7 protein-coding genes are annotated in these 13,998 nt (G+C 38.1%); all 7 read left to right on the top strand.

Annotated elements, in window-relative coordinates:
- Positions 1-331: 331 nt before the first annotated feature.
- Positions 332-1,000, top strand: a complete 669-nt coding sequence (locus AC13EX_RS10655) for a methyltransferase domain-containing protein (RefSeq protein WP_482892669.1) — start codon at positions 332-334, stop codon at positions 998-1,000.
- Between the two features lie 382 nt (positions 1,001-1,382).
- A complete protein-coding gene (locus tag AC13EX_RS10650; protein WP_482892668.1) occupies positions 1,383-5,906 on the top strand; it encodes a malectin domain-containing carbohydrate-binding protein in 4,524 nt (1,507 codons plus the stop codon).
- A 223-nt stretch (positions 5,907-6,129) separates the two neighbouring features.
- Positions 6,130-6,798 (top strand): response regulator transcription factor, encoded by a 669-nt coding sequence (locus AC13EX_RS10645; RefSeq protein WP_482892667.1) that lies wholly within the window; start codon positions 6,130-6,132, stop codon positions 6,796-6,798.
- 38 nt (positions 6,799-6,836) lie between these two features.
- A complete protein-coding gene (locus AC13EX_RS10640; protein WP_482892666.1) occupies positions 6,837-8,186 on the top strand; it encodes a sensor histidine kinase in 1,350 nt (449 codons plus the stop codon).
- A gap of 128 nt (positions 8,187-8,314) precedes the next feature.
- Complete coding sequence (locus tag AC13EX_RS10635; RefSeq protein ID WP_482892665.1) at positions 8,315-11,452, top strand: efflux RND transporter permease subunit; 3,138 nt, start codon at positions 8,315-8,317, stop codon at positions 11,450-11,452.
- Positions 11,439-12,650, top strand: a complete 1,212-nt coding sequence (locus tag AC13EX_RS10630; RefSeq protein WP_482892664.1) for a TolC family protein — start codon at positions 11,439-11,441, stop codon at positions 12,648-12,650. The genes AC13EX_RS10635 and AC13EX_RS10630 overlap by 14 nt, the downstream gene beginning before the upstream one ends.
- 81 nt (positions 12,651-12,731) lie before the next feature.
- The gene (locus AC13EX_RS10625) at positions 12,732-13,793 is read left to right on the top strand and encodes an efflux RND transporter periplasmic adaptor subunit (protein WP_482892663.1); all 1,062 of its coding nucleotides are present in this window, start codon (positions 12,732-12,734) and stop codon (positions 13,791-13,793) included.
- Positions 13,794-13,998: the final 205 nt, after the last annotated feature.

The raw sequence follows: 13,998 nt of genomic DNA, 5'->3' as shown, positions 1-13,998 counted from the left end.
GACATAAGTCCTACCCTTTATTTTTGCCTTAACTAGCATTTTTTAGATTTCATTTTCTAATAGACAATCAATAGATTGATATGAGATATTTTTTTAAGAACAATCCAATACTCCTACTTATAAAACATTTATAAATTATGGCCTCAATTTTGTTATATTACAGTGTAGCGTATGTGGGCATAAAGGGATTGCAACTATAAAAATTATTAATTTAGATTTAGCCTACCTATAAAATTCTATCTATGAAACTGATTCAGAAAGAAATATAGTTTGCATTTCTTTCTATAAAGGGATAGAGATTAAAAAGCATACGTTTTAATTATATATTAAAATGGAGAATTTTATCGCTTGGGCTTTTGGGACCTCTTCTAATACCAACTCTTTAGGAAATCAATTCCGTCAGAAAAGAATGATTTTCTTTAAATACCAATTAGATCGCATTCCCAAACCTATAAAGATTTTGGATATTGGGGGTTATGAGGAGTTTTGGATAAATGCTGGCTTAACCGACAGGTCAGATATTCACATTACAATTCTCAACCTTGAGTCCAGTAAAACAAAGCATAAAAACTTGATCTCAGTAAAAGGGAACGCCATAAATTTGTCCGCATATTCCGATAATTCTTTCGATATTGCTTTTTCCAATTCTGTTATTGAACACCTGTACAACTCTGATCAACAGCTAAAAATGGCATATGAAATAATGAGAGTTGGCAAATATCATTATGTGCAAACGCCCAATAAATATTTTATAATCGAACCGCATTATTTACTGCCTTATTTCCAGTTTATTCCAAAAAGCATCAGATTTTATATCCTGACAAAAACTAAATTTAGCAGGTTTAAAAAATGGTCTTCAAACGAAGCGCAACAGTACCTCGATGAAATTCTTTTACTGTCAGAAAAAGATATGAAGGAACTGTTTCCTTCCAGTAAGTTAACCAAAGAAAAATTTATGGGATTGACCAAATCCTTCGTCGTTCACAATTTTGAAAATTGATAGGTTAAAGAATTAAAAAGTATAAACCATTGTATTTTTATAGTACTTAATACTTTTATCCTATATAAACCATTAATTGTTAGAATTTAAAGTGTTGAAATATTTGACTTTCCAAACATACCTTTATATGTTTGTATAAATGCATTTCAAATACATATTTTTGGAACACAGACCAAATTTTACATTAGCACATCCTAATAACCGTTAGTCAGTTTAACTTGAATATAAATCATACTCTGCTTGGCTAGGAAAAGAAAATTTCTAAAATAAAACCTTGTTTTGGGAAATTTGGAAGGTGGTACATCTCAAATTTGAAATACTTTTTCTTTTTCAGGGTAGCATATAAAAAAGCCAACTCAATTAACTCAGAAAAATTAAAATTATGGTAAGCAAAGAATTTTTGATGGTTAGCAGGGTTATATTGATTTGTTTAGTAGGAATAATTTTAATGGGTTATACTGTCAAAATTGGTGATAAAAGCCCCTCTCCTTCCCTAGTAGGTCCTGCTGTCACCGCCTTGGTTTTAATCAATGCCGATACGGACCAGGATATAGCTATCATAAAGGATAATGATGTATTCAATTTAAAAGAGATAGGAACTTCAAACCTCAACATTAGAGCTGAGGTAGATGAAGGAACAGAAAGTGTAATTTTTGACTACCAAGGAAATATAAATTATAGAACAGAGAATCATCCTGTCTATGCGATCGGAGGAGACAATAGTAACGACTATAATCCATGGATTGCTGAACTAGGGCAAAACACCCTTAGTGTCACAGCCTATTCAGGGGACAATGGTTCGGAGCTCGCAGGGCCATCTCTGACCATAAATTTTGAAATTATAGAAGAAGAAGTAAAAGAAGAGGAGGTAGACTACCCAGCTGTAGTTCGAATCAATAGCGGTGGTTCTGAAGTATCTTTTGGTAGTTCAATTTTTATAGCCGACAATTATTTTTCAGGAAATGGAAAACCTTATATTAAAAATAGTCTATCAGAAATAGCCAATACTACTCAAGATGAAATTTACAAATCAGAACGTAGTACAAACGCAAGTAAACAATCATTTACTTATAATATTCCTGTAACTAATGGTGAATATGAAATTAACTTACACTTTGCTGAAATCTATTGGGGAGCAACAGGTGGAGGTCCCGGGGGATCAGGAAAAAGAATATTTGATGTAACACTTGAAGGCAATCCCATCCTTTCTAATTTTGATATCAATGCGGAAGTACCAGCAATGACTGCTTTGATAAAGACCTTTTCTACTTCTGTAACCGACCAATCAATAGACATAACATTTAGTGCATCCCTGGATCAACCAAAACTTTCTGCAATTGAAATTTTTGGAGAGGGAAGCCTCTTATCAGCACCTGATGAAGTCATCATCGAAAGCCTAAACTTTATCAATTGCCCTACTGAAACTTTATATGTGGGTGATGTGATTGATTTGGATCTGGAATTCTTCCCTTCCAATACAAGCAATAAAACAGTAGCTTTTACTGCTAGTGATGCCGTTAATATTGATTATTTAAGTGGAGTGTTAACGGCATTATCTCCTGGAGAAATCCTTGTTACTGCGACCAGTTTAAGCAATGGGGATATTTCAGCTCAATGCATGATCACTGTGCTGGATACAGCAATCCAAAAAGGACCTTCTGTAAATGCCCTTATTTTAGTCAATGCTGATACGGATCAGGATATAGCTATCATAGAAGATAATGATGTATTCAATTTAAAAGAGATAGGAACTTCAAACCTCAACATTAGAGCTGAGGTAGATGAAGGAACAGAAAGTGTAATTTTTGACTACCAAGGAAATACAAATTATAGAACAGAGAACTATCCTGTATACGCCATCGGAGGAGACAATAGTAACGACTATAATCCCTGGATTCCTGAACTAGGGCAAAACATCCTTGGTGCCACAGCCTATTCAGGAGACAATGGTTCTGAGTTCGCAGGGCCTTCTCTGACCATAAATTTTGAATTTATAGAAGAAGAGGTAGAGGAGGTGGTCTACCCAGCTGTAGTTCGAATCAATAGCGGTGGTCCTGAAGTATCTTTTGGCAGTTCAATTTTTATAGCCGACGAATATTTTTCAGGAAATGGAAAACCTTATATAAAAAATAGTCTCTCGGAAATAGCGAATACTACTCAAGATGAAATTTACAAATCAGAACGTAGTACAAACGCAAGTAAACAATCATTCACTTATAATATTCCTGTAACTAATGGTGAATATGAAATTAACTTACACTTTGCTGAAATCTATTGGGGAGCAACAGGTGGAGGTCCCGGGGGATCAGGAAAAAGAATATTTGACGTAACACTTGAAGGCAATCCCATCCTTTCTAATTTTGATATCAATGCAGAAGTACCAGCTATGACTGCTCTGATAAAGACCTTTTCTACTTCTGTAACCGACCAATCAATAGACATAACATTTAGTGCATCCCTGGATCAACCAAAACTTTCTGCAATTGAAATTTTTGGAGAGGGAAGCCTCTTATCAGAACCTGATGAAGTCATCATCGAAAGCCTAAATTTTATCAATTGCCCTACTGAAACTTTATATGTGGGTGATGTCATTGATTTGGATCTGGAATTCTTCCCTTCCAATACAAGCAATAAAACAGTTGCTTTCACCGCTAGTGATGCAGTTGGTATAGATCACTCAAGTGGAGTGTTGACTGCATTATCCCCTGGGGAAATCGTTGTTACTGCGACCAGTTTAAGCAATGGGGATATTTCAGACCAATGCATTATCACAGTATTGGATACAGCAACCCAAATAAGCCCTTCTGTAAATGCACTTATTTTAGTGAATGCTGATACTGATGAAGACATTGGCGAAATTAAGGAGGGAGATATTTTTTACTTAGACAATATAGGGACAGCCAATCTAAATATCAGGGCAGATGTGAGTCAAAATACTGAAAGCGTAATTTTTGGTTATCAAGCAAACCCATCTTATAAACTGGTTAATTCACCTCTGTATACCATAGGAGGGATTAGTGGAGATGATTATGAAGCATGGAACCCTGATTTAGGAAACAACACTATAGTTGCAACAGCCTATGCTGGAGACAATGGCAGCAATGTTTCCGGAGAAGCTTTAAGTATAAACTTTACAATTTTACAGGAGGACGATCCGATAGATGAAAATGAATTTGCCCCTGTTGTAAGAATTAATAGTGGTGGTCCAACGGTTATCTTTGGAGATTCCCTATACATGGCTGATGAATTTTTTGAAGGAAAAGGAAGCGAATCTTCAGAGGATTTCCTAAAGGATAAAATTTATGGTACTGTTCAGGATGACTTGTATATCTCGGAACGTAGGGTCACTTCAAACTTGGCATCATTTACTTACAATATTCCCGTTACAAACGGAAATTACCTTATCAATTTACATTTCGCTGAAATTTATTTTGGAGCCACAAATGGTGGACAGGGAGGTACCGGTAAAAGGATATTTGATGTGATCATTGAGGGAGAAAAAGTTTTAGATAGTTACGACATTAATTCAGTGGTAAGCCCTATGACTGCTGTGATAGAGACTTTTAGCACAAAGGTTACAGACCAATCTCTCGACATCACATTTAATTCCACCCGAAATCAGGCTAAAGTTTCGGCTATAGAAGTTTTCGGTGATGGTGAATTGACATTTGATCCTACGGCATGTTCATGGAATAATTTAAGCCCATCTAGTTTAAGCAAAACTGAGTCACAAAGTGTTACCATAAACGACAAATTATACGTCCTTGGAGGTTTTGTGGAGAATCTTGATGTTACCTCCGTGACTGAAATATACGATCCATCAAGCAATACTTGGTCCTACGGAGCACCAATGCCGATTCCTGTTACCCATATGGGAGCAGTAGCAGTAGGCGATGAAATATGGATATTAGGAGGTTTTGCGGGGGATCATCCCGGCAAGTCAACCGATCTTGTTCAAATTTACAATACCTCTACAGACACATGGTCTACTGGGCCTTCACTTCCCCTTCCCAGAGCCTCAGGTGGGGCCGCTTATAGTGAGGGTAAGATACATTATTTTGGAGGATTACTTCCAGATAGAATAACCGATGTTGGGGATCATTTTGTCTTTGATGTCAATGAACAAGAAGGAGGTTGGAAAACCTTGGCCCCTCTCCCTGAACCTAGAAACCACCTGGGAGCTGCTGCGGTAAATGGAATCCTATATGCGATTGGAGGTCAGTTTGGCCATGATGCCGGAGTAGATGATCAAGCATTCTTGCATGCTTATGATCCACAAACCAACAGCTGGACCGAAAAAAATGATTTAAGATCTGATCGTTCTCACTTCGAACCGGGAACTATCGTCCACAACAATAAAATAATAATTGTAGGTGGCCGAAGAGGGAGCTTTATATTCGACGATATAACGGAGTACGATCCAATTACTGATTCTTGGTCTGAGCTTTGCCAGCTACCCGCAAGGTTGCTCGCTCCTTCAGCGAAAATTATAGGAGATCAACTTATAGTAGCCAACGGGGGAGACAATGGCACATGTTGCTTACTTGACCAAACGATCTCGATGACGGTCACACCTGAAGCAAATGCTGAAGCTTTAAGAACCCTATCAGATGCAGACAGGATATCTATCACACCTGAAAATTCAGAAAGCGATGTATCTATGGTTGATGGATTGGAAAACTCCATAACCCTATTTCCAAATCCTATAAATGACCTATTGACGGTAAAAAGCTCTTCTCAAAAACCAATAAATTTAACCCTTATCGCTCCTACAGGAACCGTTTTGATCGAGAAAAAAGAGGTACTGGAATCAACATTTGACACCAGCGAAATTAAACCTGGCCTGTATATTTTAATTGTGAATAATGGCGAAGCTTTTAAACGGTTTAGGATAATCAAAAAATAAGTAAGGCCATAAATTCAATTATTATCGGTGTAAATCTTCGTAAATTAACTCCTAATTAAATATTATTTCGCAAATCCTATTTTTAAGTTTTAGACTATATTAATAAGTCTTTAAGCAAATCTTAAGAAAGAAACTGTTAATTTGCTTTATAAGAAACCTTGGTGCAACCTCCAACAATGAGTGGGCTAAAAACTAGCACTTGAATTCTTAAAAGCGTTTTGAGATGAGGATTTTAATAATTGAAGACGAACCGGGAATTTCAGGCTTTTTGAAACAAGGACTGGAAGAAGAAGCCTATGCTGTGGATATAGCCGACAATGGAAAAATCGGACTGGAAATGGCATTGGAGGGGTATTATGACATTCTTTTGGTGGATTGGATGGTACCAGGATTGAGTGGTATTGAAGTTACCCGACAATTCAGGAAAGAATTTCCAGTAACCCCTATTTTGTTCATCACAGCCAAAGACACCTCAGATGAAGCCATATTCGCCTTACAAACCGGAGCGAATGATTATATCCGAAAACCATTTAATTTTGAAGAATTACTTGCTCGAATCAGGGTGCAATTGAGACCGCAATCTGTTGATCAACTGTGTTTTACTTTAGGGCCTATTAGCTTATACACTGAAAATCACCGGGTAGAATCCAATGGAAAGGAAGTGGTTTTAACTCAAAAGGAATTTGCACTTTTAGAATACCTACTTCGGCATAAAAACAAAGTTTGCAGAAGAAGCAGAATCATAGAAAGTGTATGGGACATCCACTTTGACTATGATACCGGCGTGATCGATGTATTTATTAATTCATTGAGAAAAAAGCTCGGCTTAAGTAAAGACAACAATTACATCCAAACCATAAGAGGCGTAGGATACATGGCCAAGGAAGAATGAACAGGACTTACAAAAACAGGATATCGTTCAAATTAACCATGGCCTCTGCCCTGATGATATTGATTTCATTTATCCTTATCTATATGGTGGTAAAATCTACTGTTTTAAATAATGTAGACAATAACCTTGAAAATGAAACGAATAAACATGGCGATCAAATAAAAATTGTAAATGGACAAATAAAATTTGCGCATAAGGGAGAATGGGAAGAGGAAGAACACAATGAAATTAATTTCAATCCCATTTTTATTGAAATAGTCGATAAGGAGGGGAAGTCCATGGACAAATCACCCAATCTGGGTACCAATAACCTGAATTTCAAACCCGGCACTACTTCAGAGAGCCAAGGTTTTAACCTTTCCCTAAATGGACAAGAGATAAGGCAAATGCAGGTGGAATTGTTTACCAATAATGAGTTTTCAGGCTACCTTTTGCTTGCAACCTCATTTGAGGATTCGAAGCTTTTACTTTCAAATCTAAGCACCATTCTTTTTATACTTTACCCTGTAGTATTGTTGTTCCTTTTCCTAACCCTGAGAAGGCTTGCTTCAAGAAGTATACAGCCTATTATCGATATCACTCAAAAAGCCGAAATAATCACTAAGGACAACTTGAATGAAAGGCTACCTTCCTCCAAGTACAAAGATGAAATCAACAGTCTATCCGTATCTATCAACCACCTTTTAGAGCGGCTAGAAAAAGGAGTCCTAAGGGAAAAGCAATTCACTTCTGATGCTTCCCATGAATTAAGAACTCCATTGGCGATTTTAAAAGGGAATTTTGAAGTATTAATCCGGAAACCAAGACCACCGGAAGAATATGTCGAAAAAATAAAAGATGGCATTGTTCTCATAGATAAATTAAATGCAATATTAGATCAATTATTGACACTAGCAAGACTCCAGAAAAGCCCTTCTGATGGAGATGAAGTAGATTTAAATTTTCTCATAAAGGATCTCTTGGCTTCCGCCAGGGAACAAAACCCAACCCGTGCCATACAGTTGGAAGTCAGGTCTAATAAAAATCTTTATATCAAAGCCAACGAAAAATCTTTGGCCATCATCATTGAGAATCTCATTCAGAATGCACTAAAATATTCCTCGGAAGATCGGGATATAAAATTGATTCTTGAAAAGGGTATGGAGGGCGTTTTCTTACACATTATAGATTTGGGTATAGGGATTTCTGAAGAGGAACTCACAAAAATTCATCAACCATTTTTTCGAGGAGAAAGCCATGAACTAGGCCGGGTAAATGGTGCAGGCTTAGGGCTTTCTATCGTGAAAAAACTTTGTGATTTTTATAAAATTGGCCTTCTTACCCAAAGTAAAAAAGGAGAAGGCTCAACTTTTTCACTCCTGTTCCCTCCCTCCCTACAACAATCTTAAGGAGTTCTTAAGAAAGCCTTAAGCAACCTTAAAGCCTTTCTATATTATTTTTACTTCAACAAATCTGAAGAAAATTTCATTTCTGAACTTTCCATTAAAAATAAGACTTCGCAGGAACAATTAATAACATGTTAGATAAAATTATAAGATGGAGCGTAGGAAATAAGCTTCTAGTATTTATTTTTATTTTGGGACTAATCGGATTTGGCAGCTTCTCCCTGACCCAAATACCCATAGGTGCAGTGCCTGATGTGACCAATAATCAGGTGCAGGTTATCACCACTTCAAGAAACCTCTCCACAGAAGATGTTGAAAAATACCTGACCTACCCTATAGAACTGGAGATGGTTAACCTCCCTGGGGTTCAGGAAATCCGTTCCATATCAAAGTTTGGGCTGTCTGTAGTAACCATTGTCTTTGATGACAATATGGGCACCTACCTTCCACGGCAATTGATCGCAGAAAAAATTAAGTCGGCGGAGCAAAACATCCCATCAGATTTTGGCAAGCCATTTATGGGGCCGATTTCTACTGGCTTGGGTGAAATTTTTCAGTATACCGTTGATGTTAAACCTGGATTTGAAAAGCAATATTCATTAACTGAACTTCGAACCATTCAGGATTGGGTCGTAAAAAGGCAACTTTCCGGTATAAGTGGTGTCGTGGAAGTCAACACCTGGGGTGGTTACTTAAAGCAATATGAAGTGGCGGTAAACCCTGAGCGGTTGAAAGCAATGAACATAGACCTTGCAGAGATATTTAAAGCCTTGCAAGAAAACAACGCCATAGCGGGGGGAGGCTACATAGAAAAGACCAATGAATCCTATTTTATTAGAGCGGAAGGACAGACCAAATCACTTGAAGAAATCAGACTGATCATAGTAAAGAGCAGAGATGGTCATCCAGTTTATATAAGAGATGTGGCAGAAGTAAGGTTTGGTCACGCCAATCGCTTCGGAGCCATCACTGCCAATGGACAAGGGGAAAAAGTTCTTGGACAAGTGATGATGCTAAAAGGGGCTGATTCTAAAGCCACGATTGAACGGGTCAAACAAAAACTAGTTCAAATTGAATCAACCCTACCTGATGGGATAGTGGTAAACGGCTTCCTCGACAGAAGCAATTTGATAGCTAAAACCACCTTTACCATTGCTGAAAACCTGATTTTAGGATGTTTGATTGTTATTTTTGTGGTGGTTTTACTGCTGGGAAATTTTCGGTCAGGGCTTGTGGTTTCTTCTGTTATTCCTTTAAGCTTGTTCTTTGCCTTATCCATGATGTATGTTTTTGGTGTGGATGCCAATTTAATGAGCCTCGGGGCCGTGGATTTTGGGATTATTATTGATGGGGCCGTGATAATTGTAGAATACATTGCATTCCAATTTACTCAAAAATACAGTGAATTAGCAGGTCATTCTGGAGCTGTTTCCCAAAAAGAAAAGGATCGCATTGCCATTGAAAGTGCTTCCAAAATGATGCATAGCGCCGTATTTGGTCAGATTATTATCATCATCGTTTTTATCCCTATTTTATCTTTATCTGGCATAGAAGGTAAAATGTTTCGCCCGATGGCTCAAGTATTTAGTTTTGCCCTGATAGGAACAATGCTTCTAGGACTTACCTATGTTCCTGTAATGTCATCCTTGTTTCTAAAAGTTGTAAATCCTAATAAAACCAATTTTACAAGCCGCCTACTAAACGCCATCAACAAAATTTACCATCCCGCAATTACCTGGGCTATGGACAATAGAAAAGTAGTATTGGGTATTTCTACTTCTATTTTGGTAGCTACTTTCTGGGTCTTTTCTAGAATGGGTGGTGAATTTATCCCCACGCTCGATGAGGGGGATTTTGTGATCCAACCGGTATTAAAAACGGGTACAACACTCACCAAGACAATAGCCATTACCACCGAAATGGAGAAGATATTGCTAAAATTTCCGGAAGTGGATCAGGTAGTGAGTCGTATAGGTGCCGCAGAGATCCCTACAGACCCAATGTCCATGGAAGAAAGTGACGTAATCATCACCTTAAAACCTAAAAATGAATGGACTACGGTGGAGACTAAGGATGAACTGGCAGCAGCTTTTAAAGATTCTTTAGCGGTAATCGCAGGCTTAGACCTGGAATTCACCCAACCCATAGAAATGCGTTTCAATGAGCTCATAACAGGTGTTAGGGCAGATTTGGCCATCAAAGTTTTTGGAGAAGACCTGGGAATATTGAATGATAAAGCGCAGGAAATAGGCGCTGCCATCTCAGGCGTTTCTGGGGCTGCTGATATAGTGGTAGAAAAAACAGCAGGATTGCCCCAAATGAAAGTGGAATACGACCGAGTAAAAATTGCAAAATATGGGTTAAATGTCTATGAGCTAAATGACATCCTGACCATGGGTTTTGCCGGAAAAAATGCCGGAACAATATTTGAAGGGGAAAAGCAATTTGACCTTGTGGTCAGGTATGGAGAAAACTACCGACAAAACCTAGAAAACATCAAAATGGCCTCTGTCAATTTACCCGACGGAAGCTCTCTGCCCCTTAGTGAATTTGCAAAAATCTACCTAGACAAAGGACCGGCAAAAATATCAAGAGATGGCTCCCGGAGAAGAGTGGTAATAGGCGTAAACGTCAGAAACAGGGATTTGCAATCTGTGGTAAACGATATTCAGACCATTATTCAAAAGGACATTGACCTCCCAGAGGGCTATTTCATTGAGTATGGAGGACAATTTGAAAACCTTAACATGGCAAAATACAGGCTTATTGTAGCCGTTCCTATTGCCTTAATTCTGATATTCCTGCTCCTGTACTTCGCCCTTTCCTCGATCAAAGAGGCCATAATGATCTATACTGCCATTCCTTTTTCTACAGTTGGCGGCATATTGTTGCTCTATTTTCGGGACATGCCCTTTAGCATTTCTGCTGGTGTAGGCTTTATTGCCCTTTTTGGTATTGCAGTTTTGAACGGCATTGTCCTAATAGAGCATTTCAAAGAATTAAAACTACAGTCCAGAGAAAGTTTAAGGTCACTCGTCATTCGAGGAACAAAAGAAAGGCTTAGACCCGTTTTGCTGACTGCTTCAGCTGCTGCCCTTGGCTTTTTACCTATGGCCATATCTACCTCCGCAGGAGCTGAAGTACAGCGACCGTTGGCAACTGTAGTTATAGGAGGGCTGATCTCTGCCACCCTGCTAACTGTTATTGTCCTCCCTGTACTTTATACCATGTTTCATCCCAATAAAGAAGAAAGCAATGAACCATCCTAATAGACCACTATTGCTTCTTATTTGTCTGGTCTTGCTTTTGCCTGCTGTAGTTTTCGGGCAAGAAAAGTCAATCGACTTAAAAGAAGCTATGGAACTAGCATTGGAAAATAACCGAAAACTCAAGGCAGCAGCTGAGAAAGTAGCTGCATCAAAAGCACTATCCGCTGCTGGATTCAATATTGACAAAACGCAAATTTATTACAGGCATGACCAGAACGATATTGCTGAAAACGGAGTTTCCAATAAGGTTTTTGGCATAAGCCAAAGTATGCTTTTCCCTACCATCTATGGAAAACAAAAAAGTGTTTTTATGGACATGGGAGCGATGGAATACCAACAGTATCTGGTCAATCAAAATCAACTAAAAAAAGAGCTGTCGCAAACCTACTATACCATTGTTTATTTAGATGAATTGGCAAACAATTACTTTTTTTTAGATAGTTTATACCAGCAATTTTCCAAAGCTGCCGATAGAAAATTCGAAGTTGGAGAGACCAATTACCTGGAAAAACTTACTGCTAAAAGTAAAAAAAGAGAACTGGAAGTATTTCTATCACAAACGCGGGAAAGAAAAAATCAAGCCTATTCCAAACTGGGGCAACTGATACAGTCGTCACAGGATTATCGCATTACAGAGCAAAAACTTACTCCATTGTCAATAGTTGCATCGGATTGGCCTCATCACCCTGGAGTAGCGTATTTTGAACAAGCCGTAGGATTCAGAAAAAATAGCCTCTCGTTAGAGAAAAGTAAGTTGTTACCTGATTTACATGCGGAGGTTTATAGAGGAACAAATAGTGGCCTAAATGCGCGGGTATATCCCGGAGTAATGGTTGGAATTTCGGTTCCCCTCTGGTTTGGGGCCCAAAAGGCCAAGATTAGTGCCAGTAAATATGAACTGTCCCAGGCAAAATTTGAATTGAACAATTACACTTACCAAATGGAGAAAAAAAGGGAGCAACTAGAAATTGAGCTGAAAATCTATCAAGAGGCCATTTCTTTTTACAATCAGGAAGGCAAGCGGCTCAGTCAGCAAATGCTGGAACAAGGAAACCAATCCTTCCAAAATGGTGAAATCGACTTTTTCCAATTTGTTGTTCTCTTGGAAAATTCACGATCCATTACCTTGGATTATTTAAATAATCTACAACAATACAACATGACCGTCTTGGAAATCAATTACCTAACAAATCCTTAAATAATGAATACCCTGTATAAAAGCTTGACCTTTTACTGCGTTTCGGTAATCCTGTTTTCTTGCGGAAACCAAAACACTGAAATGGAATCAACCCCTAATGAAGAAATAGGGCCTTCCGATATTGTTCTCTCTCAGGCCCAATATGAAAATGCCCATATGGAATTGGCTCCATTGAGTGAACATGACTTCAGCGATGTAGTCCTAGCCAATGGACTTATTGATATTCCACCTGAGGGTAGGTTTGAGGTAAGTGCTTATTTTGGAGGTAAAATAATACAATTTGACCTATTGAAAGGGCAAAAAGTCGTAAAAGGCCAAACCCTGTTTGTACTCGAAAATCCAACTTTTGTGCAGATGCAGGAAGATTATCTGGATGCCAAGAGCCAACTTGACTTTCTTACTTCGGACCTTGAAAGACAGAAGTTGCTAAGTGATGAAAATATTACTTCTCAAAAGTCCTTTACCAAATCGGAGTCGGAATACAACAGTACACTAGCCAAAGCTGAATCATTAAGGAAAAAGCTGGAAATGCTTGACATTCCGATCAAAAACCTAACCCCATCCAAAATCACTTCAAAGGTAACGATCAAAGCCCCTATTTCTGGATTCATAGAGTCTATTAAAGTAAATCAAGGAACTTTTCTAGATCCTACAGATATTGCATTGACGATCATGAGTACAGCGCACATGCACATTGAATTGAATATTTTTGAACAAAATGCCAGTTCCCTCAAAAAAGGACAATCGGTCACCTTTTACCTTCCTGATAACCCTACTCAAAAATTTGAGGCAGAAATATTCTTGCTTGCCCCTTCTATCAATGAAAACAGGGTATTGAATGTTCATGCCCATTTAAAAGATGAAAAAAATGCCCTAAATCTTGTTCCTGGTATGTATGTAGAAGCTCAAATTGAAATTCAAAAAACCAGGCAGGCAGCTTTACCCACTGCCGCTTTAATCAATTCGCATGAGCACAATTATGTGCTTTCATTGGCAAAAAAAGAGGGCGACATGTATTACTTTGAAAAAAAGGAGGTTACGATCTCTAATCAGGACGATGAAATGGCAGCAATTGTTTTTGAAACAGCTCCGAAGGAAGGTACTCTATTTCTCACTAAAGGAGGATTCCAACTGATTAAATAGCAGGTCCTTTATCCTAAAATAGACCAATTTAGTAGCAGAAAAGGACCTTTAACCCGTATTATGTATGTCTCGTCCTGAAAATGGTTGACACTTTTGTTTTTCAAATATAGTAAGTGTTTTAATTTCTAAGAAGTTTCATTTAACTTACAGTACCACGATAAAGCGGAGGCAAGCTCTGCTGAGGAGCAACTTGCCAAGGAATAGT

It is taken from the genome of Cyclobacterium sp. L-R, from assembly GCF_056859355.1.
The sequence above is the reverse complement of the archived record's forward strand: the minus strand, read 5'-3'. Positions and strand labels throughout refer to the sequence as shown.